We start from the raw sequence: 26,654 nt of genomic DNA on the forward strand, positions 1-26,654 counted from the left end.
TCACAGGTTCACTTGCCGCCTAGCGGATTGAAGGGGGTGCCGAATGGCGATGACTCAGAAAGATCGCGACCTGCGCCGTCATGCCAAGGCCGCAAAGCTGCAGGAAGAAGACCTGCGTTTGAAGGTTCGGCCAGGGACTAAGCAGGCCCTGCAGGAGCTGATGGAGTGGGCCGGGATCGAGGAACAGGGCGAGGCGATGACGCTGATGATTCATCACCTGCATGGGCTGGGCCCGGGCGGGGCGGGGCCAATGCTTGAGCCGCCGCGCCACGAAGTTACAGTGTCACCGGTTGTGGCGCGGAAGCTTGAACTCGCCTACAACCGTGAAGCTAGAAAGCTGGGCTATGTAGATGTCTAGAGCTGCGCCTTCAAATGGTTCAGATAATCAACAGCCGCTGACTTTTGCGTCGGACCGCCTGGCCCATTGCTGCCAATCAATGATCCGTGAGCTTTGTCAAAGGCCTTGTACGTCTCAGTCATGAGAGTACTGGATTGGAGGACTGCCATCAGCAGGTGCTCCAGGGCATCGACTTGCGCTTGGTTGCTCATTATCTCTCCTTGATCCGGCCCCACGCCGGTCACCCGTAATACCCCATCCGAAACCAAATTGCCACCATGCCGCATCCAGGCCACGGAGGGCGGCGCATGCCCGGAGTTCAGCCATGAGCTACTTCTACAAAACTGAATCACCAAAGGTCCTGGCCGCCGTGCGCGCCTGGGACGGGAAGAAAGCGGCCTGGGACGCTCAGCGCAAAAAGCTGGGCGAAGCCTTTGGCGCCGACGCCTCGCCGATGTACAGCGGCTCCCGCAACTACGTCGGCGGCATCAAGCTCAGCGCCAGCCGCGACCTTGATGTGCATTGGTGCCGCCCCGACGAATACGGCTACCGCTCTCTGCGCCGGGCGCCCAAGCATGCCAAGGGCACGGACAAAGAGGTGCGCGCGGCAGAGAAAGCTGAGCACCAGCGCCTGGAAGATCTCTGGAAAGCACATTGCCCGGGCGATATCGACCGCGACGAAATGTGGGAGGCCATCGGCGTCGAGCGCGGCGGCATCTGGCTCAGTGGCGGGGTGTGCTTCACCGGCGGCGATGTCGTGTACCTGAACCTGGGCAGCAAGGCTGCCGACGGCGATGTCGACGGCCTGGTCGAGATCGTCAGCAGCGAGTACGAGGCCGCCCGCCAGCGCGCTCTCAACCAGCGCAAAGCGGCCTGATCAAGGAGCGATCCATGAGCAACTACAACTGCGACTACGTTCGCCGCCACTACGGCGTGCCGGCTGAGATCGGGCGTCGGGTAATTGCCAACGGTGAGCCCGGCGTGATCATCGCCGACCGCGGCCACTACATCGGCGTCATCCTCGACAGCGATCCGAAGAAGCGCATCCGCAACTACCACCCCACCTGGGAAATGCAGTACGGCGAGATGGCTGAGACGCTGCCGCTCAAGCAGTGGGAAGTCCTCACCAACGGCATGTACGACTGGGATGACGTTCGTTACATGCTGGGCGATGCACGCCACTACGTGCGGAGCGTGTGGGCAGCCACTCGCAGCCAGGCCAAGTACCGGGCGTATCAAGAATTGGCTGAGTGCTTCAACGACGACGCGACAGCCATGCTGACCTTCAAGGTCCGCGCCGCCTGAACTATCCCACGCTGCCCGCCAGCGCCTTCCCCTATTCAACGAATCACGCCACCCCGGCGAGGCTGGTGGCTGCCTGGAGATAACCATGAGCACATTCGCAGTCTTTGGCATGACCGCCGACGTAGCACTGGCCGAGGCCAGGAAGATCACCAAGACCACCAAGGCGAGCGGCAAGGTGGGGGGGGTAGCCCTTGAGCTAACGCTTGCCGAGTGGAATGAAGCCGTAGCGGAATACGCCGCCAAGATCATGGCCGGCGAGAAAGTGAAGCAGCTAAGCCAGATGTTCGATGCGCCGCAGTACGCCCAGCAGTTCATGGAGCTTGCGAGGAAAACAGGCAAGTGCCGCGATCTGCGCATCAGGGCCAAGTGCGAGATCACCGATGCCGAAGGGCGCGCGGTCATCAACAAGAAGACCAGAGCTCCGAAGATAGGCTGGGCCGACTATACTGGTGCGTCTACGCCTTTCACAAAACCGCTCTCAGTTTTTCCAGCCTTTCCTGATGCGCCCCCCGAAAGCTTTCGAAACTGGTTTGGACAAGTTTATTGTGTGAAATGATCTGCGCATACACGTGTTCCGACCACCGCGCCTGAACATCTGCGCCCTCATCTACCTCAAAAAGCCGAAGCAGGTCTGCTTCGATTTTCAGCATCACCGAAAGAATTACTGCATGCGCAGAGACAAGGTCATACCCGCCTAACTCATGAGCGGGAATACCTTTGAGCATGGCAATATTCGTTCTATACAGCTCAGAAATATATAACTCCCACCGCATGCTAAAGTGCGAAACAGGAATGTTTAATCCGGCAAGTTCTGCAATTTTATTCGAATTTTTGCAAGCACTTTCAAACACTCCGAGAAACGCGCCCGATTTAACTTCTAGCTCCCTAAACCTCATGGCATCCTGATTGCGAATCTGCTGGCGGCCCAGCGCAAGCGCACCCCAAATTGCACCGACTGAACCAACAGCCTGAACCCAACTTGCAATCTCGCTGCTCGTTAGAGCGTACTGCCGGATCACAAGCCCCACCACAAATATCAAGAAAAACCCCAGCACTACATTCTGAACAGAAAGCCATGGCTTGAAGAGGCTTTTCCCGTAATCGTTCAACATTTCCGAACCCCGTCCCTGATTTCACAAAATCATAACCGCGAGGTATCCCCATGCCCACAGAAAACCGATCCAGCAACACCGAACAGATGGTCAGCGTGCAGCGCGATGAAGTTGAGCGCCTGGTGAAACTGCTGGCCTATCAGGCCCACCCCTACCCTTCGCCGCATGCCGAGTACTGGCAAGGCGTCCTTGACCAGCCAGCCGCCCAGCACCTGGGCAATTCAAAACTTGTCGATAACATCCACGCATTGCTCGCCCTGGACGCCAGAGGTGCCCTTGTTCCAAGTGGCATCGGAGGATTGGCCAGAGAGTTTCTGGAGTCTTCGGCGGCTGCTCTTTCCGCCCAGCATCAGGGCGAGCCGGTGGCTTATGCAGTATTCGCCGACAACGGAAACATCCGCATTTGGTCCACAAATTGCGAAGCTGTTGGCATAAAAGTCATGCAAGAGGAAGGTAAACAAGCTGTTCCGCTCTACCTCCACCCACCAACCTCCGACGGCTTCAGCGCTGGTGATATGGCCGACCAGGGTGCCAAGGCGTTCGCTGCGCGTGATCCGGAAGTTGAGCAACTGAGTGCCCAGCTGGCCGATCGGGAATCCGCATTGACCAGGATTCTTGAGCGCTGCGATGCATTCATCGGTGACGAGCGAGGCATGCGCGTCCAGTCGGTCGAGGCGATCCGTGAAATTGCAGCGCGGGCCGTAGCGCAAAAACCCTGAAGGAGTACATCCGTACTCTTTTCGCTTTAACCTCTCTCCCCTCTATTGAGCAGCCGCTATATGGCGGCAAGGAACCGCTATGCGCGAAGAAAAAGTCGTGATGTACGAATCTCCCGAGGCTGCCAGCATTCAAACCGTCACGGGCTGGGTTGCCGCCGATGGCCGCTTTTGGGGGAATGATGAGCACATGGCCCGCTATTGCGGCTCGACCCACCGCATTTGCAAGAACAACCCAGACCACCCAATACACCGAACCAACGGCTGGTGCGATGTCTGCCACGACGAAAGCCGTGCCGCCAAATTCGCAGCAATGCCGCGCCGGATCTGGGGTGGTGAGCCGATCACCGACTTCGACGGCGACAGCTACTTCTTTGATGAAGAGGATCTGCGCGACCACATCCTCAATCACGAGATCGATCTCGCTGACCTGAAACTGGTCTTCTGCACGCCAAACTACCCGAGCGAGATTGACCCCAGTGACCACTTCATGGACGACTTGCCCGAGGATGGCGAGATAAACGATGACCAGCTGTTGGCAGCGTTCGACCTGGTCAACGAGATGATCCGCAAAAGTCCGCCGTTGTCTTGGTCGCCGGGGGCCGAGGCCGTCGACCTTCCCCAGTCATTCATCGACATGATCAAGCACGAACGGGAGGAGGCAGCATGATCCTCCTACCCATCGCCGCCCCGCTCTACATGGCCTGGATGATCTGGAAGGGGCCGAGGCCATGACCCCGCGCAACGGCTTTCTCCGGCGACAGCTCGAATCTGCACTGATCCTGCTGGCCGCCTGGATCCTGGGTGGCCGCAACGACACAAGGTCGCCAGTCGTCTCGCGCAAGGACAACAACGAGATGTTCGAGATGGACTTCGAGCTCCGCGCCATCGCCCGCCGCATCCGCAAGCAGTACCCCGATTAACCCCTCCCCACCTCTGCCGCCATGCGCGGCGTGGAGACAACCCATGAACCTGATCGACTGCTACGTCAGCAAGATCCTGAGCGAGCCCTATCGAAAGTTCGGCGCCTGGTGGGTTGATGTGGAATACCGCTCTGGCGCTCGAACCAACAAGACTCAACTTATGTTCCGCACTGAAGAAGCCGCAAAGGTTGCCAGTGTGGGCCATCGCTTCCTGGCCTGAGCCAGGAACCAGTATTTGCCAAGAATGGCGACATGGAGACAGACATGACACCAGCGAACAACATTGACCGCCTCCTACGCATTGAGGAGGTGGTCCACATCATCGGCATCAGTCGAAACACCGTGTACCGCAGAATCAAGGAAGGGACGTTCCCAAAACAGGTTAGAATAGGACCCAACTCGGTCGGCTGGCGTCAGTCGGATATCTCGGTTTGGATGTCCTCTTTGACCCCCAGCGACGACCAATCAGTACATTGAGCAGTACACCAAACAAGCGTGGCCTGCTCCAGCCCTTATCCCATCAGCTATACAGGCCACACCGTGGAAATTTTCAAAGAGTTCACCTTCGAGTCGGCACACCGCCTTCCGCACGTCCCTGAAGGACACAAGTGTGGGCGATTGCACGGCCACTCGTTCAAGGTTGCCCTGCACCTGACCGGCCCACTGGACCCACACACGGGCTGGATTCGTGACTTTTCCGAGATCAAGGCAATCTTCAAGCCGCTGTACGAGCAACTGGACCACAACTACCTGAACGATATCCCTGGCCTGGAAAACCCTACCAGTGAAGTCATCGCCAAGTGGATATGGGATCAGGTCAAACCCTTGCTGCCGGAGTTGTCCAAGGTACGTATCCATGAGACTTGCACCAGTGGTTGCGAGTACTACGGCGACTGAGTCAGTGTCCACTGTGATCAATCCACCCTCCGGGGTGGATTTTTTTTGCCATTGATTTGCTGGAAGGGATGGTATCGCCGGGCACGCTCGCTACCACAGCGGCGAGGTGTGCGATGCCGGAAAAGACAAAACCCCTACCTGCATGTGCAGATAGGGGTTTCGGAATTTAATCTTGACGATGACCTACTCTCACATGGGGAAACCCCACACTACCATCGGCGATGCATCGTTTCACTACTGAGTTCGGGATGGGATCAGGTGGTTCCAATGCTCTATGGTCGTCAAGAAATTCTGTTGCCAGAAGGTCTTGTCAGACACTCCAGCGAATCGGGTATGTGATGCTTGTGAGCTGCAAACTTTCGGTTCGTTTCGTCTTCACAACACCGCAATCTGGTCGTTCGACGCAAATTGCTTGGGTGTTATATGGTCAAGCCTCACGGGCAATTAGTATTGGTTAGCTCAACGCCTCACAGCGCTTACACACCCAACCTATCAACGTCGTAGTCTTCGACGGCCCTTCAGGGAGCTCAAGGCTCCAGTGAGATCTCATCTTGAGGCAAGTTTCCCGCTTAGATGCTTTCAGCGGTTATCTCTCCCGAACATAGCTACCCGGCAATGCCACTGGCGTGACAACCGGAACACCAGAGGTTCGTCCACTCCGGTCCTCTCGTACTAGGAGCAGCCCCTCTCAAATCTCAAACGTCCACGGCAGATAGGGACCGAACTGTCTCACGACGTTCTAAACCCAGCTCGCGTACCACTTTAAATGGCGAACAGCCATACCCTTGGGACCGGCTTCAGCCCCAGGATGTGATGAGCCGACATCGAGGTGCCAAACACCGCCGTCGATATGAACTCTTGGGCGGTATCAGCCTGTTATCCCCGGAGTACCTTTTATCCGTTGAGCGATGGCCCTTCCATACAGAACCACCGGATCACTAAGACCTACTTTCGTACCTGCTCGACGTGTCTGTCTCGCAGTCAAGCGCGCTTTTGCCTTTATACTCTACGACCGATTTCCGACCGGTCTGAGCGCACCTTCGTACTCCTCCGTTACTCTTTAGGAGGAGACCGCCCCAGTCAAACTACCCACCATACACTGTCCTCGATCCGGATGACGGACCTGAGTTAGAACCTCAAAGTTGCCAGGGTGGTATTTCAAGATTGGCTCCACGCGAACTGGCGTCCACGCTTCAAAGCCTCCCACCTATCCTACACAAGCAAATTCAAAGTCCAGTGCAAAGCTATAGTAAAGGTTCACGGGGTCTTTCCGTCTAGCCGCGGATACACTGCATCTTCACAGCGATTTCAATTTCACTGAGTCTCGGGTGGAGACAGCGCCGCCATCGTTACGCCATTCGTGCAGGTCGGAACTTACCCGACAAGGAATTTCGCTACCTTAGGACCGTTATAGTTACGGCCGCCGTTTACCGGGGCTTCGATCAAGAGCTTCGCGTTAGCTAACCCCATCAATTAACCTTCCGGCACCGGGCAGGCGTCACACCCTATACGTCCACTTTCGTGTTTGCAGAGTGCTGTGTTTTTAATAAACAGTCGCAGCGGCCTGGTATCTTCGACCGGCATGAGCTTACGGAGCAAGTCCTTCACCCTCACCGGCGCACCTTCTCCCGAAGTTACGGTGCCATTTTGCCTAGTTCCTTCACCCGAGTTCTCTCAAGCGCCTTGGTATTCTCTACCCAACCACCTGTGTCGGTTTGGGGTACGGTTCCTAGTTATCTGAAGCTTAGAAGCTTTTCTTGGAAGCATGGCATCAACCACTTCGTCGCCTAAAGGCAACTCGTCATCAGCTCTCGGCCTTAAGATCCCGGATTTACCTAAGATCTCAGCCTACCACCTTAAACTTGGACAACCAACGCCAAGCTGGCCTAGCCTTCTCCGTCCCTCCATCGCAATAACTAGAAGTACAGGAATATTAACCTGTTTTCCATCGACTACGCTTTTCAGCCTCGCCTTAGGGACCGACTAACCCTGCGTCGATTAACGTTGCGCAGGAAACCTTGGTCTTTCGGCGTGGGAGTTTTTCACTCCCATTGTCGTTACTCATGTCAGCATTCGCACTTCTGATACCTCCAGCAAGCTTCTCAACTCACCTTCACAGGCTTACAGAACGCTCCTCTACCGCGTCACCTAAGTGACACCCGTAGCTTCGGTGTATGGTTTGAGCCCCGTTACATCTTCCGCGCAGGCCGACTCGACTAGTGAGCTATTACGCTTTCTTTAAAGGGTGGCTGCTTCTAAGCCAACCTCCTAGCTGTCTAAGCCTTCCCACATCGTTTCCCACTTAACCATAACTTTGGGACCTTAGCTGACGGTCTGGGTTGTTTCCCTTTTCACGACGGACGTTAGCACCCGCCGTGTGTCTCCCATGCTCGGCACTTGTAGGTATTCGGAGTTTGCATCGGTTTGGTAAGTCGGGATGACCCCCTAGCCGAAACAGTGCTCTACCCCCTACAGTGATACATGAGGCGCTACCTAAATAGCTTTCGAGGAGAACCAGCTATCTCCGAGCTTGATTAGCCTTTCACTCCGATCCACAGGTCATCCGCTAACTTTTCAACGGTAGTCGGTTCGGTCCTCCAGTCAGTGTTACCTAACCTTCAACCTGCCCATGGATAGATCGCCCGGTTTCGGGTCTATACCCAGCGACTAAACGCGCTATTAACACTCGCTTTCGCTACGCCTCCCCTATTCGGTTAAGCTCGCCACTGAATATAAGTCGCTGACCCATTATACAAAAGGTACGCAGTCACCTAACAAGTAGGCTCCCACTGCTTGTACGCATACGGTTTCAGGATCTATTTCACTCCCCTCTCCGGGGTTCTTTTCGCCTTTCCCTCACGGTACTGGTTCACTATCGGTCAGTCAGTAGTATTTAGCCTTGGAGGATGGTCCCCCCATATTCAGACAAAGTTTCTCGTGCTCCGTCCTACTCGATTTCATGACTAAGAGATTTTCGCGTACAGGGCTATCACCCACTATGGCCGCACTTTCCAGAGCGTTCCGCTAATCTCAAAGCCACTTAAGGGCTAGTCCCCGTTCGCTCGCCACTACTAAGGGAATCTCGGTTGATTTCTTTTCCTCAGGGTACTTAGATGTTTCAGTTCCCCTGGTTCGCCTCTTGCACCTATGTATTCAGTACAAGATACCCAGCTTATGCTGGGTGGGTTCCCCCATTCAGAGATCTCCGGATCAAAGTCTGTTTGCCGACTCCCCGAAGCTTATCGCAGGCTACCACGTCTTTCATCGCCTCTGACTGCCAAGGCATCCACCGTATGCGCTTCTTCACTTGACCATATAACCCCAAGCAATCTGGTTATACTGTGAAGACGACATTCGCCGAAAATTCGCAAAACTCTTAAGAGTCACTCACAAATTTTACCTTAGCCTGAACAACACCAGTGAAAGTGCCATCCAGTCTATCTTTCTATCACATACCCAAATTTTTAAAGAACGATTCTGAAAAAGTTCAGAAATCAATATTCGACACGAATATTCATTTCTAAGCTTTACGAAGCAGAATTAATGGTGGAGCCAAGCGGGATCGAACCGCTGACCTCCTGCGTGCAAGGCAGGCGCTCTCCCAGCTGAGCTATGGCCCCATAACAAAATTGGTGGGTCTGGGCAGATTCGAACTGCCGACCTCACCCTTATCAGGGGTGCGCTCTAACCAACTGAGCTACAGACCCAATTTCGAGCGCGTAACTGTTAGCTTTGAGCTACCAGCTTGGAGCTTAAAGCTGCTTCTATCGTCTTCTTCAATGAATCAAGCAATTCGTGTGGGAGCTTATGAAACAGCTGATGTCGTCGATTAAGGAGGTGATCCAGCCGCAGGTTCCCCTACGGCTACCTTGTTACGACTTCACCCCAGTCATGAATCACACCGTGGTAACCGTCCCCCCGAAGGTTAGACTAGCTACTTCTGGTGCAACCCACTCCCATGGTGTGACGGGCGGTGTGTACAAGGCCCGGGAACGTATTCACCGCGACATTCTGATTCGCGATTACTAGCGATTCCGACTTCACGCAGTCGAGTTGCAGACTGCGATCCGGACTACGATCGGTTTTGTGAGATTAGCTCCACCTCGCGGCTTGGCAACCCTCTGTACCGACCATTGTAGCACGTGTGTAGCCCAGGCCGTAAGGGCCATGATGACTTGACGTCATCCCCACCTTCCTCCGGTTTGTCACCGGCAGTCTCCTTAGAGTGCCCACCATTACGTGCTGGTAACTAAGGACAAGGGTTGCGCTCGTTACGGGACTTAACCCAACATCTCACGACACGAGCTGACGACAGCCATGCAGCACCTGTCTCAATGTTCCCGAAGGCACCAATCCATCTCTGGAAAGTTCATTGGATGTCAAGGCCTGGTAAGGTTCTTCGCGTTGCTTCGAATTAAACCACATGCTCCACCGCTTGTGCGGGCCCCCGTCAATTCATTTGAGTTTTAACCTTGCGGCCGTACTCCCCAGGCGGTCAACTTAATGCGTTAGCTGCGCCACTAAAATCTCAAGGATTCCAACGGCTAGTTGACATCGTTTACGGCGTGGACTACCAGGGTATCTAATCCTGTTTGCTCCCCACGCTTTCGCACCTCAGTGTCAGTATGAGCCCAGGTGGTCGCCTTCGCCACTGGTGTTCCTTCCTATATCTACGCATTTCACCGCTACACAGGAAATTCCACCACCCTCTGCCCTACTCTAGCTCGCCAGTTTTGGATGCAGTTCCCAGGTTGAGCCCGGGGATTTCACATCCAACTTAACGAACCACCTACGCGCGCTTTACGCCCAGTAATTCCGATTAACGCTTGCACCCTCTGTATTACCGCGGCTGCTGGCACAGAGTTAGCCGGTGCTTATTCTGTCGGTAACGTCAAAACACTAACGTATTAGGTTAATGCCCTTCCTCCCAACTTAAAGTGCTTTACAATCCGAAGACCTTCTTCACACACGCGGCATGGCTGGATCAGGCTTTCGCCCATTGTCCAATATTCCCCACTGCTGCCTCCCGTAGGAGTCTGGACCGTGTCTCAGTTCCAGTGTGACTGATCATCCTCTCAGACCAGTTACGGATCGTCGCCTTGGTGAGCCATTACCTCACCAACTAGCTAATCCGACCTAGGCTCATCTGATAGCGCAAGGCCCGAAGGTCCCCTGCTTTCTCCCGTAGGACGTATGCGGTATTAGCGTTCCTTTCGAAACGTTGTCCCCCACTACCAGGCAGATTCCTAGGTATTACTCACCCGTCCGCCGCTGAATCAAGGAGCAAGCTCCCGTCATCCGCTCGACTTGCATGTGTTAGGCCTGCCGCCAGCGTTCAATCTGAGCCATGATCAAACTCTTCAGTTCAATACTGCTTGGGTTTTGAGAAAACCCTAAACTTGGCTCAGCAATCTCAAATGACTAATTCGAAGTCTTTCGACTTCTCGTGCAGTCACTTGTGATGCTGATAATCTTTTTGACTATCAGCCTGAGTCACAAGCACCCACACGAATTGCTTGATTCGATTGTTAAAGAGCGTTGGCTGAAGTCTTTCGCTTCAACCGAGGCGCGCATTCTACGCTTTCCTCAGAGTGTGTCAAGCGTTTATTTTGAAGTTTTTCAGAATTTCTCTTTCAACTTCAACCGCTTAACGCGCTGCGATCTCTCGTCAGCGGGAGGCGAATTCTACAGCGTTTCAATTCGCTGTCAACCACCTTTTTCACCGCTGCCGATCTTTCGACCGAAGCCCTTCCAGCCCTACCTGAAACATCTAACTCATTGAATCTCAAGGAGTTTTCCGTTCCGACTACGCCAGAAGTGGGGCGAATTATAGAGAGATTAGATCGGAGGTCAAGCATTAATCCTAAAAAGACTATGCAAAAGAACATTGCGCACTATATTGCTCAAATCTTTGGCATTGCGCATCATAGAACGCTGTCTTCCTCTGCGCGCTCTATCCTCTCTAATAAGGAACACCCCACCCCAATGAACGCTAAACCCCGCAGCCTGGCCACGACACTGTTCCCCATCGGCCTACTGCTCATTGCCATGGCTTCGATTCAATCCGGTGCGTCGCTGGCCAAGAGCATGTTCCCCATTGTGGGCGCACAAGGCACGACCACCCTGCGCCTGATTTTCGCCAGCATCATCATGTTGCTACTGCTGCGCCCCTGGCGAGCGCGACTCAACGCAAGCACCTTGCGCACCGTGGTTATCTACGGCATGGCACTAGGCGGCATGAATCTCCTCTTCTATATGTCACTGCGCACTGTTCCCTTGGGGATTGCTGTAGCCCTGGAGTTCACCGGCCCCCTTGCAGTAGCCCTGTATGCATCCCGACGCGCTGTGGACTTTCTCTGGATAGGCCTGGCGGTGGTAGGGCTACTATTGCTGATTCCCATTGGTCAAACCGGTGGCAAACTCGATCTGGTTGGCGCGGGCTATGCTCTGGGCGCTGGCGTGTGCTGGGCCTTATACATCCTTTATGGCCAAAAGGCGGGAGCGGCGAACGGCATTCAGACCGCCGCCTTAGGTGTAATGATCGCCGCCTTGTTTGTCGCACCTGTGGGTATCATCCATGCCGGAAGTGCACTGCTCACTCCTGCCCTGCTGCCCATCGCCCTAGGCGTTGCCATACTCTCGACCGCCCTACCCTACAGCCTGGAAATGGTCGCACTGACACGGCTGCCAGCAAGGACCTTTGGCACACTGATGAGCATTGAACCTGCTTTCGGCGCACTCTCTGGCCTGCTCTTCCTAGGCGAGGTGTTGAGCCTTGGTCAATGGCTGGCAATTGGAGCGATCATTACCGCCTCCGTCGGGGCGACATTGTCGATTCGAAAGGAAAGTCCGCCCCTCATCCCTGCCGACTGATTTGAGAAATATTTGCATTTAAATCGGAACTGGTCATTGTGCCGAACAGCCACGATCTTTAAGCTGTCATGGAACGTCAATCTGCAAGCTATCTAATTGACAAGACATGGACGCACAGGAGCATCAGGAAGAGGCTGCATACACAGATCCGGACGGTAGAGCCGGCACGTATTAAGGACGGGAATGAAACGAATTTTGCTCATCCTGGCCATGGTGGCCATCGCCGGATGCGCGGCGACTGCAAAAACTGAAGTCAAGCACGGCAAGAGAGGGTTGCATATCAACTGTTCCGGCCTCTCGTCCTCCTGGGACCAGTGCTATACCAAAGCGACCACAGCCTGCGGTACAAAAGGCTATAAAGTGATCGCTCGCTCTGGTGATGACGACGCAGAGCCTGGCGATTACCTTTTCGGACTCAATCCTGCCGGATATACCAGTCGCAGCATGATCGTCATCTGCAAGTAAGGACATTCAACAAAGAGGGCAGCCAAACGGCTGCCCTTTTTGCTATGCATTACAGATCAGAGTGCCTGGGTACGCTCCCGCAACCATGCCAGGGCATCCCCTTCAAGCAGCGGCTTTAGGCGCTCGTATACTTGCTGGTGATACCCATTGAGCCAATCGAGCTCGCACTGGCTCAACATTTCCGGCAGCAAGCAGCGCGTATCGATAGGACACAACGTCAAGGTTTCGAACTCGAGAAAGTCTCCAAACTCATTGCGCCCCGCTTCTCGATTGAATACCAGGTTCTCGATGCGAACACCCCAACGCCCAGGTCGGTAAGTGCCTGGCTCTATAGACGTGATCATGCCGGCCTGCATCGCAGTGTGAGGCGCCGCCGCTGCCTGATAGGCAATTACCTGAGGCCCTTCATGCACATTCAAGAAATAACCGACGCCATGCCCGGTTCCGTGACCATAATCGACCTGATCCGCCCAGATCGGCGCACGGGCAATCGCATCGAGCAGCGGCGAAAGAATGCCTCGCGGGAACCGCGCTCGAGACAAAGCGATCACTCCTTTAAGCACCCGCGTGCAATCCTGCTTCTGCTCAAGGCTCGGAGTACCCACCGCAACCATGCGGGTGATATCGGTAGTGCCGCCCAGATACTGACCACCAGAGTCGATCAACAACAGCCCATCACCCTCAATGCGCGCATGGGACGCTTCGGTGGCGCGATAGTGCGGCATGGCTCCATTTGCATTGAATGCAGCAATGGTGGAAAAGCTCAGCGAAACAAAGCCCGGGCGCTGGGCTCTTGCCGCGCTGAGCTGCTCATCAACTGTCAGCTCAGTGACGGCCTGGCGCCCCCAGGCGCCATCCAACCAGCTAAAGAAATTGCACAAGGCTGCACCGTCCTGCTCCATGGCATTACGGATATGCAGAAGATCTGCGCAGGTTTTCTGCGATTTTGCCAGGGTGGTGGGGTTTAGCCCCTCAACCAATCGCACCTGAGCCGAAACACTATCAATCAAGCCACGCGTGACGCGGGCCGGATCAATCAACAAACGCCCGTCTGCTGCAATTGCAGCCAATGCCGCGTGAATTTGCGCATAATCGCGTAACTCAACACCGTCCACGGCGAGCGTCTGACGAATACCCGCATCGACCTTACTAGGCGCAACAAAAAGAATTGCCTGTTCCTGACTGATCAGCGCAAAGGCGACAAAAACCGGGTTATAGGAAACATCGCTACCACGCAGATTGAACAACCAGGCAATATCGTCGAGGGTTGCAATGAAGTGCCAGTCGGCCCCACGCTCGCGCAACACCTTACGCAATTGCGTGAGCTTTTCACTGCGACTGACTGTTGCTTCTGGGGGCAGATGCTCAAAGACCGCATTACCTGGCAATGACGGACGATCTAACCAGACCCGAGCAAGCAGGTCTGTACTGGTATGCAAACGCGCATTACGCGCCTTCAAGCGCTCTTCCAATTGACGCGCCGACGCCAATGCCATGACGGCACCATCGACTGCAACAACCTGCCCTTCGCACGTCTGATCTGCCAGCCAATCGATAGGCCCTGGTTTGCCTGGCTGCAACTTGACCAGCTCGATACTGCTACCGGCCAATTCCTTTTCAGCTTGTTCCCAGTAGCGGCTATCGGCCCACAGGCCGGCGAATTCCGACGTCACGATCAGCGTACCCACTGACCCCTGAAATCCAGACAACCACTCCCGCCCCTGCCAGTAGCCTGGCAGGTATTCCGAAAGATGCGGGTCAGCCGAAGGCACCAACAGGGCATCGATCCCCTCCTGCTTCATCACCTGACGCACAGCTGCCAGGCGAGCGACGATCACTCCCGGCGTTGAGGGCTGACTATTCATGCTGACTCCTGCTACTGCGACATCCATTGGTATAGACGCAAATAATGGAGCAGGCATCTGCGTCCGGCAACCGCGCTATGGTTCAACCCTGTAACAAGACTCATGCAACCTGCCTACAAAGATTGCTGCCAAGCGCTAAATGAGACAAAGCCGGGGCAAAAACTTCAATTGGGCTGAACTTCCAGACCTCTGGGCCTTCACAACAAATACAGTCCGGTGTGGCAGTTGATCCCACTTGGAAGACTTGTTGCCGAGGAAAACGCCCATGCGCCGATCGACAGACCGCAAGCAAGGTGTGGTGCTGCTCGATACTCGCGAGCAGACCCCTGAACACGAGCACAGTGTTCACCTAGCGATTGCCGAGCGCCTCGCTCAGTTGCTCAACACTCAGGTTATCAAGCCTGCGCAATCACTTAGTGCCGATGACAACTACTACTTCCTGCCCACCGAAACACTGATTGATACCGACCGTTATCAACATCTCGGCATTACCTCAGATCGGGATTTGTTTGGCGGGTTGGTCAGTCGGCCGTACATGGCCACCAAGGCCATATCCCACCCGCTCCCTGCCAACGCCCGCTACCCATTGGGCTGGACCGACGATTTTGCCCGTCAAGCCAGCGATGCACTGCTTCGCGGCTACACGGTTTTCAGCCTGGCAGACGCCATGTGCGCTGCGGAACTGTTATTGCGTACTGGTCCCTTGCGGATAAAACCGGTACGCGCGAAGGCAGGACGAGGGCAAATAGTTGCAAGCACCCTGCACGAAGTCGAACAAGCGCTTAAAAGCCGGTGCGAGAAGGACTTGGCCATTTGGGGCTTGGTCCTGGAAGAAAACCTGACCCAGGTCCAGACCTTCAGCGTTGGCCAGGCACTGGTGGCAGGCATTCAGTGCAGTTACTACGGCACGCAACAACTGACCCATGACCATGCAGGAGAAGAAGTCTACGGTGGGTCTGACCTGGTCGTGGTGCGAGGTAGTTACGACACCTTGCTGCAACTGGAACTTGAGCAGCCGATACGACTCGCCATTACCCAAGCCCGGACCTACGAGCAGGCCGCAGTGCGTAATTTCCCAGGATTCATAGCTTCGCGCCGAAACTATGACGTCGCTCGCGGCCTGAATAGCCAGGGCCAACCCAAAAGCGGCGTACTCGAACAATCCTGGCGCATAGGCGGCGCCAGCAGTGCAGAAATTCTCGCAATCCAGGCATTCGCCTCGGACGCGTCACTGACGCGCGTACGCGCCTCTACCCATGAAGTCTTCGACGAGCCCCTAGTGCCCGCCGATGCGACAATTTTCTATCAGGGGGACGACAGTGAACTCGGAAGAATCTGCAAATATGCAAGGTTGCGCGACTATGACCATCCATAGCGAATCAATTGAGATCCATGTCGATGATGAGTCGATTGCCGCCACTATCGTAAGCCCCAGCGACAAAGTACCCGGGATTCTATTTGTCCACGGCTGGGGAGGAAGCCAGCAACGTGACCTGGCACGCGCCAAGCAGATTACAGGTCTTGGCTGTGTGTGCATGACGTTCGACCTGCGCGGTCATGAAAAAACCGCAAGCCAGCGTCTGAGCGTTACCCGCGAGCAAAACCTGGCAGACCTGGTTGCAGCCTACGACAGATTGGTCAGTCACCCTGCGGTCGATACCAGTGCCATTGCAGTCATCGGCACCAGTTACGGCGGGTACCTGGCAACGCTGCTCACAGCACTGCGACCCATTAAATGGCTTGCACTGCGAGTACCGGCACTGTACTGGGACGATGAATGGACGATGCCCAAGCAGGGCCTGGACCGCCAGCGCTTGAACACCTATCGCCATCGCCCATTGGGGCCGGCCGATAATCGAGCGCTGGGGGCTTGCGCCGAGTTTGGTGGTGATGTGTTATTGGTCGAGTCGGAACAGGACGATTATGTGCCCCACAGCACGTTGATGAGCTACCGCTCTGCGTTCGTCAGCGCCCACTCATTGACCCATCGTATCGTCGATGGCGCAGATCATGCGCTATCAAGTGACCGAAGTCAGAAGGCCTACAGCTCGATACTCAGTACCTGGATAGCCGAGATGGTCATCGGCGCCCGCCTCGACCGCTACCCTCACCACTCCCCCTGGTATTCCTGAGCCAGGGGCACATGGCAATAGAGACCATCTGCCACACTTCGAGCCAGACTGCTGACCGTTTGAAATGCAGCAAAACTCACCCCTTTGGCTTGGTGCTGCTGAATCAACTGCAGAAAGGGCTCCTGTTCAAAACTGCTCGCGGCAGCCTCCCAAGCGGTGCGCGACTGCCATTGCAGGTACTGCAACACCCGACTGCCGTCGTCGCTGGCCTGAATACTCGCGCCAATCAGGCCGGCGTGACGCAAAGCAAGCGCCTCACTGCGCTCAGCCAATGCCTGGGCCAAGGCATACTGGCGCATGGGCACTACTTCAAATTCAATCATTTGGGTAAAGCAAAAACTGCGCTCTGGAACCGCCATGGACCTTATCTCCCTGCCATTAACATGCAATGCAACGGCAGGCAGGGTAAAACCTCCAGTTAACTCAAGGTCAAGAGGTTTCAAGCCTGACTGAGCCTTATACTGCCTGGCGGTAATGGCAATCGGTCAACTCGCGCCGGCCGTTTCCTCACTCAACTCGACAGATACCCGATCAACCGAGATTTTCCGTAACACGGCGTCGATAATCACTGGGGCCCAGCCCAGTAACTTTCTGGAACACTTTACGAAATGCGCCAGGGTCCTGATATCCGACACCCCAGGCAATTTGATCGATACTGCGATTGGTGAACTCGAGCATTCGACAAGCACGCCCCACACGCACCTGCTGGCAGTACTCGGTAGGCTTATGCCCTGTAGCATTGCGAAAGCGGCGTAGAAAAGTGCGTGATTCCAACCCTGCACAATCAGCCATCGTCTTCAGACTCACTTCCCGCGCCCCACTGCTTTGCAACCAATGCTGGACCTTGAGTACCGCTTCGTCACCATGATCCAGGCGCGGACTGAATACGCTGCCTGGTTGAGCGCGGGCGCTTGTGCGATCTACTGCAAGAAAGCGCGCCGTCTCGGCGGCCAGCGTTTCCCCCTGATATCGCTCGATCAGCTTCAGCCCCAACTCCGTCCAAGCCATCAACCCCGCCGAAGTGATGATATCGCCATCATCCAGCAGCGGCAGATTGGCCTCGACCTTGATCGAGGGAAAGCGATCAGCCAGGGACTGGGCGAAATTCCAGTGCGTTGTAGCAGGGCGTCCATCCAGCAGCCCACTTGCGGCAATAAAAAACACGCCGACACACACCGATACCAGCAGGGCTCCTTCGCGGTGCCACTGAAGCAGACGCTGGCGATAACGTTCAAGAAGCTCGACCGATGGCTCTTGCGTCAAGCTTGGCGGAATGACCATGACCCGAGGCTGGTGGGGGCCACCCGGATGGCTGTCGAACACCACCGCCAATTGCTGATTCTGCTCTTCGCTCCAATGACTGATACGCAGCATCGGCCGTTCAAACGCGCCCAGGTCATGACGCAGGCGATTGGCGATGGTGAGCAAATCAGTCAAACCATGCACAGCTGCAGCCTGGGCACCGGGATAGACCAGCAAACCTATTTCCAAAACCTCACACGCTTTGGTCATTGTCAGTTTCTCCCGCCTTTTTGTCGTTCGCGCCAATCTGCAAGTACGCCGCTCAAGCCTATAACTACCACATCACAACCACTACCAAAGAGGCTATTGAAATGAGCAAGCACGCTCTGATCGTCATCGACATTCAAAACGACTACTTCCCAGGCGGAAAATGGACGTTAGAAGGCGCCGACCGCGCTGCCGACAACGCAGCTCGAATTCTTGCCGCAACCAGGGCTGCGAGTGACCTGGTGGTGCATGCACGCCATGAGTTCGAGTCCGCTGACGCCCCCTTTTTCACCCCTGGTTCGCAGGGCGCCCAGATCCATCCCAAAGTGGCGCCGGTGGGAAATGAACCCGTCGTACTCAAACACAAAGTGAACTCATTCCTGAACACTGAGCTCCAGGCGGTATTGGACAGTCATCAGATCGAGGCCGTAACGGTGATTGGCAGCATGAGCCATATGTGTATCGATGGTTTCACCCGCGCAGCCTCCGACCTGGGCTATGCCACCACGGTCATCCATGACGCCTGCGCTACGCGCGATCTAGAATTCAATGGTGTGTCCGTGCCGGCGGCCCAGGTCCATGCGGCCTACATGGCATCACTGGCATTCGCCTATGCCCAGGTGATTTCCACCGAGCAATACCTGACCACCATCAGCCGCTGAACCTTGCGCGGGGCAAGCTCCACGGGCGCAGTCTCGCTCGCCCCGCGCTTGAGTTGCTAGATCACTACGTTGCGCACGAACCGCGTGGCCACTTCGCCATCATTGCGATAGGCGTGGACACAATTGCTGGCATAACTGAAAAAATCCCCGGACTGCAGTAAGTGGTATTGATCCCCGATGTGCAAGGTCAGACAGCCTTCAGCTACATACAACTGCTCACTCCAGCCATCGGCATCGGCTTCGCAGTGATACACCTCACCCGGTTCCAACCGCCACTCCCACAACTCCACTTCACGGGTCGCGACAGAACTTGCCAGCAAAACCGCTCTGCTGCCGGGGTGAGCACCGGTCCAGGCCAGTTCATTGATGCGACCGGGATCACGGTTGTCAGGCGCCTGGATGAGATCGGTGAACGCTACCCCAAGTGCCTCTGCCAGACGGTCCAAGGTAGTCAGGCTGACATTATTCTCTCCGGCCTCTATGGCCACCAACATGCGCCGACTGACAGCGGATTTTTCTGCCAACGCAGTTTGACTGAGCTCGGCAGCATGACGCAGGCGACGAATGTTCTGGCTGACGTGCTGCAGCACCGAGGCGCGTTGAGGGGAATTTTTGTGCACTATATTGCTCACCCATTGTATTTGCGCAGTATACTGCCCACTTCGCCGCAATTGTGCGTCGCCCTTTCTTCGTGTGCAAGACCATGAACTCAATCAACAGCACAGAACGCCCTTCCGTTTCCTTCCGACTGAGCAGAGCCGAACTGGTATTGGTTTTCATCACCATGCTTTGGGGTGGGACTTTTCTGCTGGTGCACAACGTCATGACCGTCAGCGGTCCGATGTTCTTTGTCGGTCTGCGCTTCGCTGCCGCGACACTCTTCGTGGGACTGATTTCAGCTCGAGCCTTAGCTGGACTGACGGCCACAGAACTGAAAGCTGGCGTGCTGATTGGGGTGTCGATCATGCTCGGCTACGGCTTGCAAACCTACGGTCTGCAAACCATCAGCAGCAGCCAGTCAGCATTCATCACCGCGTTGTACGTACCGTTTGTGCCTTTGCTGCAATGGTTGGTCCTGGGCCGTCGCCCAGGCCTGATGCCGAGCCTTGGAATCGCACTAGCCTTTGTCGGACTTATGCTGCTCGCCGGCCCTGACGGAGGTTCATTGCAGTTCAGTGCAGGCGAAATCGCGACCCTGGTCAGCGCTGTAGCCATTGCCGCCGAAATCATTCTCATCAGTCGTTACGCTCCAAAGGTCGATGTTCGTCGGGTAACCGTGGTGCAACTGGCAACTGCTTCGGCACTGTCCTTTCTGATGGTGGTCCCCACTCAAGAACCGCTGCCGGACTTTTCCTGGCTATTGCTACTCAGCGCATTGGGACTGGGAGCGATGAGTGCGGTCATTCAAATGGCAATGAACTGGGCGCAAAAATCTGTCTCGCCGACACGCGCGACGTTGATTTACGCAGGCGAACCCGTTTGGGCCGGAATCGCCGGACGCGTTGCAGGTGAGCGTTTGCCGGGCATCGCATTGATCGGCGGTTTGTTGATCGTGATTGCTGTAGTGATCAGTGAACTCAAGCTCAAACGTCGAGAGCCAGAACCGGAAACACTGCAAATGTCAGGACACGAGCGGGAAAGCGGGCTCTGACAGGGAAACCGTCTACGCTTGAAAAGAACTGTTATAAAAAAAGTGTTTGATACGCCGTACTTGTAGGCTTCTGCGACAGCTTCTGTGTTGGTGATCGACGGTACGCCACGTATGATCCCTTACAAACTTCTGCAGATTAGAAATCTATGTCCTTGATAGTGCTACTGCTTCTGCCGTTTATCGGCAGCTGCCTGGCGGCTGTCTTGCCGCACAACGCACGTAACAGTGAGTCGCTGCTTGCGGGGCTCGTGGCCCTGGTCGGGACCGTCCAGGTCGCGTTGATGTACCCGCAGGTAGCCCATGGTGGGATCATTCGCGAAGAGTTTCTCTGGCTACCAAGCCTGGGACTCAATCTCGTCCTGCGCATGGACGGCTTCGCCTGGCTGTTTTCCCTATTAGTGCTGGGCATCGGCACATTGGTATCGCTGTATGCGCGCTACTACATGTCGCCTCAAGATCCGGTACCGCGTTTCTTTGCCTTTTTCCTGGCCTTCATGGGCGCGATGCTAGGCCTGGTAATCTCCGGCAACCTCATCCAGATCGTGTTTTTCTGGGAGCTGACCAGCCTGTTCTCATTCCTGTTGATCGGTTACTGGCACCACCGCGCCGATGCCCGACGTGGCGCCTACATGGCCTTGATGGTGACTGGCGCTGGTGGTTTGTGCCTGTTGGCAGGGGTACTGCTGCTCGGCCATGTGGTCGGCAGCTACGACCTTGACAAGGTCCTCGCTGCCGGCGAGCTGGTTCGCAACCATGCCTTGTACCCCATCTTACTTCCTCTGATTCTCCTCGGCGCACTGAGCAAGAGTGCACAGTTCCCCTTCCACTTCTGGCTCCCCCACGCCATGGCTGCGCCGACGCCAGTCTCGGCCTATCTACACTCGGCCACCATGGTCAAGGCCGGGGTATTTCTCCTGGCACGCCTATGGCCGGTACTATCTGGCAGCGAAGAATGGTTCTGGATAGTGGGCGGGGCCGGTGCTTGCACCTTGTTGCTGGGGGCTTTTGCCGCCATGTTCCAGAACGATCTCAAGGGTTTGCTGGCCTATTCGACCATCAGCCACCTGGGGCTGATTACCCTGTTGCTGGGCCTGAACAGTCCGCTGGCAGCGGTCGCAGCGGTGTTCCATATTCTCAACCACGCCACGTTCAAAGCTTCGTTGTTCATGGCGGCGGGAATCATCGACCATGAAAGCGGCACACGTGATATTCGCCGACTCAGCGGTCTTTTCCGGTTGATACCTTTCACGGCAACCCTGGCCATGGTCGCCAGCGCCTCGATGGCTGGGGTGCCGTTGATGAACGGATTCCTGTCCAAGGAGATGTTCTTCGCCGAAACCGTATTCATCAATTCCAGCGCCTGGATCGAAGCTGCCCTGCCGGTAATAGCCACGTTGGCCGGTACCTTCAGCGTGGCCTATGCCTTGCGTTTTACGGTCGATGTATTTTTCGGCCCGCCAGCCACCGACCTGCCGCATACCCCCCATGAACCTCCACGCTGGATGCGCGCCCCGGTCGAATTGCTGGTGCTGACTTGTCTGGTCGTCGGCATGTTCCCAGCCCAGTCGGTAGGGCCCTTGCTGGCGGCTGCAGCGCTGCCTGTGGTCGGTGGCACGCTACCGCAATACAGCCTGGCTATCTGGCATGGCTGGAACGCGCCCTTGATCATGAGCCTGATTGCCATGAGCGGCGGCATCCTGCTTTACCTGTTGCTGCGCAATCAGCTCAAGCTGGGGCGTTTCCCGAACCCACCGCTGATCGAGCGTTTCAACGGCAAGCGTTTGTTCGAACATGCCCAGGTGCTTCTGATGCGCATGGCGCGCCGTTTCGAACGGATCATGACTACTCGACGCCTGCAGAAACAGCTGTTCATGCTGGTTTTGGCAGCGTTTTTGGCGGGTATGCTGCCGATGTTGCAAAGTGGGTTGAGCTGGGGTGATCGTCCGAAGATCCCAGGTTCAGGCGTCTTTGTCGCTCTATGGCTAATAGCGATTACCTGCGCCGTGGGCGCTGCCTGGCAAGCCAAGTATCATCGCCTGGCAGCACTGACCATGGTGAGTGTCTGCGGCCTCATGACCTGCATAACCTTTGTCTGGTTTTCAGCCCCGGACCTGGCCCTGACTCAGCTTGCGGTCGAGGTGGTTACCACCGTACTGATCCTCCTTGGGCTGCGCTGGCTGCCACGACGAATCGAGGGTGTTTCGCCACTGCCTGGCAGCCAGGAACAGGCCCGTCTGCGGCGCCTGCGCGACCTTATCCTGGCAATTCTAGTTGGCGGTGGCATGGCGCTGCTGTCATACGCAATGTTGACCCGACCCACACCTAATGACATTTCCACGTTCTATTTGAGCAGAGCCCTGCCCGAAGGCGGCGGTAGTAACGTAGTCAATGTCATGCTCGTCGACTTCCGCGGCTTCGATACCCTGGGCGAAGTAACGGTACTGGTCGCTGTGGCTCTGGCAGTGTTTGCCCTGCTGCGCCGCTTCCGCCCACCGCGCGAAAGCATGCAACTGCCTGCCCAGCAACGGCTACTGGCACCTGACGTGGTAACTGACCTGGTCAACCCGCGCCAAGCAGCCGACACCGCATTGGGCTTCATGATGGTTCCTGCGGTGCTGGTGCGCCTGCTATTGCCGATCGCCCTGGTGGTGTCGATGTACTTGTTCATGCGCGGCCACAACCAACCCGGTGGCGGCTTTGTCGCAGGCTTGGTGATGTCGGTGGCGTTTATCCTCCAGTACATGGTCGCCGGCACCCAGTGGGTTGAAGCACAAATGAGTCTACGCCCTTTGCGCTGGATGGGGACCGGCTTGCTTTGCGCCACAGTGACCGGCGGCGGCGCGATGTTGCTTGGCTACCCGTTCCTGACCACTCATACGGCCCATCTGCATCTGCCGGTACTCGGCGATATTCATGTGGCTAGCGCGTTGTTCTTCGATGTCGGCATCTTCACTGTTGTCGTCGGCTCGACCCTGTTGATCCTCACAGCCCTGGCTCACCAGTCAGTGCGTGGACACCGCCCCGCCAGCCAACCCAAAGCCAACCAGACCGGAGCCGCCTGATGGAAGAAGTCATTGCTATTGCCATTGGCGTACTCGCGGCCTCCGGGGTGTGGCTGATCCTGCGCCCCCGAACGTTCCAGGTGGTAATGGGCCTGTGCTTGCTGTCCTATGGGGTCAATCTGTTCATTTTCAGTATGGGTAGCCTGTTTATCGGCAAGGAACCGATCATCAAGGATGGCGTCCCCCAGGACCTGCTCAACTACACCGATCCCTTGCCCCAGGCCCTGGTGCTCACGGCAATCGTCATCAGCTTTGCCATGACAGCACTGTTTCTGGTGGTGTTGCTGGCATCCCGCGGGCTGACCGGCACCGACCACGTGGATGGCCGAGAGTCCAACGAATGAGCTTGATGAACCAACTGATAATCGCCCCGATCCTGCTGCCATTGCTCACGGCGGCTTTAATGCTGCTGCTCGGTGAAAAACGCAGGCCGTTAAAAGCTCGCCTGAATCTTTTTTCCAGCCTATTGGGACTGGCAATTTCGGTCACCTTGCTGGTGTGGGTCCAGGCACAAGGTCAAGCCAGTTCGATAGGCGTCTACCTGCCTGGAAACTGGCCTGCACCGTTCGGTATTGCACTGGTGGTCGACCGGCTGTCTGCGTTGATGCTGGTATTGACCGGAATCGTTGGCGTCAGCGCGCTGCTCTTCGCCATGGCCCGGTGGGACGGTGCTGGCGCGAGCTTTCACGCCCTGTTCCAGATCCAGTTGATGGGGCTCTATGGAGCTTTTCTGACGGCTGATCTATTCAACCTTTTTGTATTCTTCGAAGTGTTGCTGGCGGCTTCCTATGGTTTGCTGCTGCATGGCTCCGGCCGCGCACGGGTCAAAGCAGGTTTGCATTACATCGCCATCAACCTGTTCGCTTCATCCCTGTTCCTGATTGGCGCCGCAATGCTCTACGGCGTCACCGGCACACTGAACATGGCTGACCTGGCGTTGAAAATCCCCCTGGTACCAGAAGCCGATCGCGGCCTTTTGCATGCCGGCGCCGCGATTCTGGCCATCGCATTCCTGGCCAAAGCCGGGATCTGGCCACTGAACTTCTGGTTGGTACCGGCTTACTCTGCAGCCAGCGCTCCGGTGGCCGCACTGTTTGCAATCATGACCAAGGTCGGCTTCTACACCGTGCTGCGCCTGTGGACCTTGCTGTTTTCCGGCCAAGCCGGAGCATCAGCGTTCTTCGGAGGCGAATGGCTGGTATATGGCGGCCTGGCAACACTGGGTTGCGCGGCGCTGTCCATTCTTGCAGCCCAACGCCTGGAGCGAATGGCAAGCCTGAGCATTCTGGCTTCGGCAGGCACCCTGATGGCGGCCATCGGCTTTGGCCAAGCGACACTGACGGCGGGCGCGTTGTTTTATCTGGTCAGCTCAACGCTGGCCCTGTGCGCACTGTTCCTGCTCGCCGAGCTGATAGAACGCTCACGTTCCGCCAATGAACTATCTCTGGACGATGACGACTGCCTTCCCTCACCACTCGAATCACTGCATCCGCCCAAAGGCATCAACCTTGATGATGAGCAGAAAGCTGTTATCGGCCAGGTAATTCCCTGGACCATGGCCTTCCTGGGCTTGAGCTTCATCGCATGCGCGTTGCTGATAATCGGAATGCCCCCCCTGTCTGGCTTCATCGGTAAGATCAGTCTGATTACCGCGCTGTTTAACCCCCAAGGCTTGGGTGTCAGCAGCGAAGAACCACTCTCGATTCAAGGCTGGACACTGGTAGCGCTTCTTATTCTCTCCGGCCTGGCATCGCTGATTGCGCTGGCCAGGGTCGGCATCCAGCGATTCTGGACGCCGCAAGAACGCCCATCACCGGCGTTGCGCCGGTTCGAATGCATCCCCATTGTGGCCCTGCTCGGACTGTGTATCTTCCTGAGCGTGCGTGCAGAACCTCTGCTGCGATACACCCAGGACACCGCTGCAAGCCTTCAGGACCCCGAGCAATATATCAGTGCAGTGCTTGGAACCCGACCGATTCCCGGCCCTACCACTCAGACCGCCAGTGCGCAGGTGCAACCATGAGACGTCTGTTTCCTGCTCCGTTGCTGTCCTTGTCGCTTTGTTTGTTGTGGCTGGTACTCAACCTTTCGCTGAGCCCGGGAAACCTGTTGCTTGCAATCTTGCTGGGTGTACTTGCGCCACTGCTGATGGCGCCACTGCGGCCGCTATCGGCACGCATCAGTCACCCTTGGACAATTTTGCGCCTGATCGCACGGGTGGGCATCGATGTACTTGTATCCAATCTTGAGGTGGCTCGCGGAGTATGGACCGCCAGACGCCGTCCGCCTCGCTCACGCTTTGTCCATATTCCACTGGACCTGCGCGACGCTCACGGTCTGGCGGCATTGTCGATGATTACCACTGTCATTCCAGGAACCATCTGGTCGGAGCTGGCGCTGGACCGCAGTATCCTGCTACTGCATGTGTTCGATCTGGACGATGAAGCGCACTTCATCGAGCACTTCAAACAAGCCTATGAGCGCCCGCTAATGGAGATTTTCGAATGACCGGCCTGCTTGCCGACGCCATTCTGGCCAGCCTGTTCATCTTCTCTCTGGCCATGGCCCTGACGCTGTTCAGATTGTTCCGCGGACCGTCCGCACAGGACCGGGTTCTGGCGCTCGACTACCTCTACATTCTGGCAATGCTGATGATGCTGGTGCTGGGTATTCGTTATGCCAGCGACACCTACTTCGAAGGTGCACTATTGATTGCCTTGTTCGGCTTTGTCGGCTCATTTGCCTTGGCCAAATTCCTGCTGCGTGGCGAGGTGATCGAATGATCAATTTGAACCAACTGCCCTTCTGGGTCGAGTTGTGCGTTGCAGCGCTATTGTTGCTGAGCAGCCTGTTCGCCTTGAGTGGCGCATTGGGCCTGGTGCGCTTGAAGGAGTTTTTTCAGCGCATGCACCCACCCGCCCTGGCCTCTACAATGGGCACCTGGTGCGTTGCACTGGCTTCGATCCTGTATTTCTCAGCGCTAAAACAAGGACCAGTACTGCATGCCTGGCTGATTCCAATTCTGATGGCGATTACTGTGCCAGTGACCACACTCCTGCTGGCTCGTGCAGCCCTGTTTCGCAAGCGCATGTCCAATGACAACGTGCCTGAGGAAGTCAGCAGCCGGGGGGAACGAGGAAACTAA

At 56.1% G+C, this 26,654-nt stretch carries 28 protein-coding genes, 2 tRNA genes and 3 rRNA genes; 22 read left to right on the forward strand and 11 right to left on the reverse strand.

Translation table 11 applies throughout. The annotated features are described in order from the left end of the window. Positions 1-43: 43 nt before the first annotated feature. Positions 44-358: a hypothetical protein gene (locus D3Z90_RS17990; protein ID WP_136477302.1), complete on the forward strand. Its 315-nt coding sequence runs from the start codon at positions 44-46 to the stop codon at positions 356-358. On the opposite strand, the gene D3Z90_RS17995 is transcribed toward D3Z90_RS17990, so the two are convergent. Further along, positions 355-549 (reverse strand): hypothetical protein, encoded by a 195-nt coding sequence (locus D3Z90_RS17995; RefSeq protein ID WP_136477303.1) that lies wholly within the window; start codon positions 547-549, stop codon positions 355-357. The genes D3Z90_RS17990 and D3Z90_RS17995 overlap by 4 nt on opposite strands. 113 nt (positions 550-662) lie before the next feature. On the opposite strand from D3Z90_RS17995, the gene D3Z90_RS18000 reads away from it, so the two are divergent. From D3Z90_RS18000 to D3Z90_RS18010, 3 genes are all read left to right on the forward strand, one after another. Next, a complete protein-coding gene (locus D3Z90_RS18000) occupies positions 663-1,214 on the forward strand; it encodes a hypothetical protein (RefSeq protein WP_136478996.1) in 552 nt (183 codons plus the stop codon). Positions 1,215-1,228: 14 nt separating this feature from the next. Further along, on the forward strand, positions 1,229-1,642 hold the full coding sequence (locus D3Z90_RS18005; protein WP_136477304.1) for a hypothetical protein: 414 nt from the start codon (positions 1,229-1,231) through the stop codon (positions 1,640-1,642). 85 nt (positions 1,643-1,727) lie between these two features. Then, on the forward strand, positions 1,728-2,198 hold the full coding sequence (locus D3Z90_RS18010) for a hypothetical protein (RefSeq protein WP_256658249.1): 471 nt from the start codon (positions 1,728-1,730) through the stop codon (positions 2,196-2,198). Here D3Z90_RS18010 and D3Z90_RS18015 read toward each other — a convergent pair. Continuing rightward, on the reverse strand, positions 2,107-2,754 hold the full coding sequence (locus tag D3Z90_RS18015; protein ID WP_136477305.1) for a hypothetical protein: 648 nt from the start codon (positions 2,752-2,754) through the stop codon (positions 2,107-2,109). The genes D3Z90_RS18010 and D3Z90_RS18015 overlap by 92 nt on opposite strands. Before the next feature lie 50 nt (positions 2,755-2,804). On the opposite strand from D3Z90_RS18015, the gene D3Z90_RS18020 reads away from it, so the two are divergent. The 6 genes from D3Z90_RS18020 to queD all read left to right on the forward strand — a co-directional run bounded on the left by D3Z90_RS18020 (position 2,805) and on the right by queD (position 5,290). Continuing rightward, the gene (locus D3Z90_RS18020) at positions 2,805-3,473 is read left to right on the forward strand and encodes a hypothetical protein (protein ID WP_136477306.1); all 669 of its coding nucleotides are present in this window, start codon (positions 2,805-2,807) and stop codon (positions 3,471-3,473) included. Positions 3,474-3,552: 79 nt separating this feature from the next. Continuing rightward, on the forward strand, positions 3,553-4,140 hold the full coding sequence (locus tag D3Z90_RS18025) for a hypothetical protein (protein ID WP_136477307.1): 588 nt from the start codon (positions 3,553-3,555) through the stop codon (positions 4,138-4,140). A 61-nt stretch (positions 4,141-4,201) separates the two neighbouring features. Then, positions 4,202-4,393 (forward strand): hypothetical protein, encoded by a 192-nt coding sequence (locus tag D3Z90_RS18030; RefSeq protein WP_136477308.1) that lies wholly within the window; start codon positions 4,202-4,204, stop codon positions 4,391-4,393. Positions 4,394-4,436: 43 nt separating this feature from the next. Continuing rightward, the gene (locus D3Z90_RS26860; RefSeq protein WP_168198485.1) at positions 4,437-4,613 is read left to right on the forward strand and encodes a hypothetical protein; all 177 of its coding nucleotides are present in this window, start codon (positions 4,437-4,439) and stop codon (positions 4,611-4,613) included. A 44-nt stretch (positions 4,614-4,657) separates the two neighbouring features. Continuing rightward, complete coding sequence (locus D3Z90_RS18035; RefSeq protein WP_136477309.1) at positions 4,658-4,870, forward strand: AlpA family transcriptional regulator; 213 nt, start codon at positions 4,658-4,660, stop codon at positions 4,868-4,870. A 63-nt stretch (positions 4,871-4,933) separates the two neighbouring features. Further along, positions 4,934-5,290: a 6-carboxytetrahydropterin synthase QueD gene (queD, locus tag D3Z90_RS18040; RefSeq protein ID WP_010226613.1), complete on the forward strand. Its 357-nt coding sequence runs from the start codon at positions 4,934-4,936 to the stop codon at positions 5,288-5,290. 170 nt (positions 5,291-5,460) lie between these two features. Here queD and rrf read toward each other — a convergent pair. The 5 genes from rrf to D3Z90_RS18065 all read right to left on the reverse strand — a co-directional run bounded on the left by rrf (position 5,461) and on the right by D3Z90_RS18065 (position 10,657). After that, positions 5,461-5,576 (reverse strand): 5S ribosomal RNA (gene rrf / locus D3Z90_RS18045). A gap of 137 nt (positions 5,577-5,713) precedes the next feature. Continuing rightward, a 23S ribosomal RNA gene (locus D3Z90_RS18050) occupies positions 5,714-8,603 on the reverse strand. A gap of 231 nt (positions 8,604-8,834) precedes the next feature. Further along, a tRNA-Ala gene (locus D3Z90_RS18055) sits at positions 8,835-8,910 on the reverse strand. 10 nt (positions 8,911-8,920) lie between these two features. Further along, positions 8,921-8,997 (reverse strand) — tRNA-Ile (locus D3Z90_RS18060). 123 nt (positions 8,998-9,120) lie between these two features. Beyond that, positions 9,121-10,657: ribosomal RNA gene (locus D3Z90_RS18065) — 16S ribosomal RNA — on the reverse strand. Together the 16S, 23S and 5S rRNA genes with 2 tRNA genes alongside form the textbook arrangement of a ribosomal RNA operon. A 618-nt stretch (positions 10,658-11,275) precedes the next feature. Here D3Z90_RS18065 and rhtA point away from each other — a divergent pair. Beyond that, complete coding sequence (gene rhtA, locus D3Z90_RS18070; protein ID WP_136477310.1) at positions 11,276-12,163, forward strand: threonine/homoserine exporter RhtA; 888 nt, start codon at positions 11,276-11,278, stop codon at positions 12,161-12,163. A gap of 183 nt (positions 12,164-12,346) precedes the next feature. Beyond that, positions 12,347-12,628 (forward strand): hypothetical protein, encoded by a 282-nt coding sequence (locus D3Z90_RS18075; protein ID WP_136477311.1) that lies wholly within the window; start codon positions 12,347-12,349, stop codon positions 12,626-12,628. A 56-nt stretch (positions 12,629-12,684) separates the two neighbouring features. Here the strand turns inward: D3Z90_RS18075 and D3Z90_RS18080 are convergent, their stop codons facing one another. Then, positions 12,685-14,493: an aminopeptidase P family protein gene (locus tag D3Z90_RS18080; RefSeq protein ID WP_136477312.1), complete on the reverse strand. Its 1,809-nt coding sequence runs from the start codon at positions 14,491-14,493 to the stop codon at positions 12,685-12,687. Positions 14,494-14,758: 265 nt separating this feature from the next. Here D3Z90_RS18080 and D3Z90_RS18085 point away from each other — a divergent pair, with 265 nt between their 5' ends. Both D3Z90_RS18085 and D3Z90_RS18090 read left to right on the forward strand, forming a co-directional pair. Continuing rightward, complete coding sequence (locus D3Z90_RS18085; RefSeq protein ID WP_136477313.1) at positions 14,759-15,868, forward strand: DUF3182 family protein; 1,110 nt, start codon at positions 14,759-14,761, stop codon at positions 15,866-15,868. Continuing rightward, positions 15,855-16,625: a S9 family peptidase gene (locus D3Z90_RS18090; protein ID WP_136477314.1), complete on the forward strand. Its 771-nt coding sequence runs from the start codon at positions 15,855-15,857 to the stop codon at positions 16,623-16,625. Before D3Z90_RS18085 ends, D3Z90_RS18090 begins: the two co-directional genes overlap by 14 nt. Here the strand turns inward: D3Z90_RS18090 and D3Z90_RS18095 are convergent. Further along, positions 16,601-16,984, reverse strand: a complete 384-nt coding sequence (locus tag D3Z90_RS18095; protein WP_136477315.1) for an antibiotic biosynthesis monooxygenase — start codon at positions 16,982-16,984, stop codon at positions 16,601-16,603. The two genes, D3Z90_RS18090 and D3Z90_RS18095, sit on opposite strands and share 25 nt — an antisense overlap. A 172-nt stretch (positions 16,985-17,156) precedes the next feature. Further along, positions 17,157-18,137 carry a GlxA family transcriptional regulator gene (locus D3Z90_RS18100; protein ID WP_136477316.1) on the reverse strand — a complete coding sequence of 327 codons (981 nt, stop codon included), beginning with the start codon at positions 18,135-18,137 and terminating at the stop codon, positions 17,157-17,159. 101 nt (positions 18,138-18,238) lie between these two features. Between D3Z90_RS18100 and D3Z90_RS18105 the strand changes: the two genes are divergently transcribed. After that, complete coding sequence (locus D3Z90_RS18105) at positions 18,239-18,796, forward strand: cysteine hydrolase family protein (protein ID WP_136477317.1); 558 nt, start codon at positions 18,239-18,241, stop codon at positions 18,794-18,796. A 56-nt stretch (positions 18,797-18,852) separates the two neighbouring features. On the opposite strand, the gene D3Z90_RS18110 is transcribed toward D3Z90_RS18105, so the two are convergent. Next, on the reverse strand, positions 18,853-19,416 hold the full coding sequence (locus D3Z90_RS18110) for a helix-turn-helix domain-containing protein (protein ID WP_136477318.1): 564 nt from the start codon (positions 19,414-19,416) through the stop codon (positions 18,853-18,855). 83 nt (positions 19,417-19,499) lie between these two features. Here D3Z90_RS18110 and D3Z90_RS18115 point away from each other — a divergent pair, with 83 nt between their 5' ends. From D3Z90_RS18115 to D3Z90_RS18145, 7 genes are all read left to right on the forward strand, one after another. Further along, complete coding sequence (locus tag D3Z90_RS18115; protein ID WP_136477319.1) at positions 19,500-20,447, forward strand: DMT family transporter; 948 nt, start codon at positions 19,500-19,502, stop codon at positions 20,445-20,447. 146 nt (positions 20,448-20,593) lie between these two features. Continuing rightward, positions 20,594-23,509, forward strand: a complete 2,916-nt coding sequence (locus D3Z90_RS18120; protein WP_136477320.1) for a monovalent cation/H+ antiporter subunit A — start codon at positions 20,594-20,596, stop codon at positions 23,507-23,509. Continuing rightward, complete coding sequence (locus D3Z90_RS18125; protein ID WP_028945263.1) at positions 23,509-23,853, forward strand: Na+/H+ antiporter subunit C; 345 nt, start codon at positions 23,509-23,511, stop codon at positions 23,851-23,853. The genes D3Z90_RS18120 and D3Z90_RS18125 overlap by 1 nt, the downstream gene beginning before the upstream one ends. Continuing rightward, complete coding sequence (locus D3Z90_RS18130) at positions 23,850-25,532, forward strand: monovalent cation/H+ antiporter subunit D (RefSeq protein ID WP_136477321.1); 1,683 nt, start codon at positions 23,850-23,852, stop codon at positions 25,530-25,532. Before D3Z90_RS18125 ends, D3Z90_RS18130 begins: the two co-directional genes overlap by 4 nt. Then, positions 25,529-26,017 (forward strand): Na+/H+ antiporter subunit E, encoded by a 489-nt coding sequence (locus tag D3Z90_RS18135; protein ID WP_136477322.1) that lies wholly within the window; start codon positions 25,529-25,531, stop codon positions 26,015-26,017. Before D3Z90_RS18130 ends, D3Z90_RS18135 begins: the two co-directional genes overlap by 4 nt. Next, positions 26,014-26,292, forward strand: coding sequence for a K+/H+ antiporter subunit F (locus tag D3Z90_RS18140; RefSeq protein WP_136477323.1), 279 nt, complete (start codon positions 26,014-26,016; stop codon positions 26,290-26,292). The genes D3Z90_RS18135 and D3Z90_RS18140 overlap by 4 nt, the downstream gene beginning before the upstream one ends. Further along, the gene (locus tag D3Z90_RS18145; RefSeq protein WP_136477324.1) at positions 26,289-26,654 is read left to right on the forward strand and encodes a Na+/H+ antiporter subunit G; all 366 of its coding nucleotides are present in this window, start codon (positions 26,289-26,291) and stop codon (positions 26,652-26,654) included. The genes D3Z90_RS18140 and D3Z90_RS18145 overlap by 4 nt, the downstream gene beginning before the upstream one ends.

The sequence above is a fragment of the Pseudomonas sp. DG56-2 genome (genome assembly GCF_004803755.1).
Lineage (GTDB): Bacteria > Pseudomonadota > Gammaproteobacteria > Pseudomonadales > Pseudomonadaceae > Aquipseudomonas > Aquipseudomonas auratipiscis.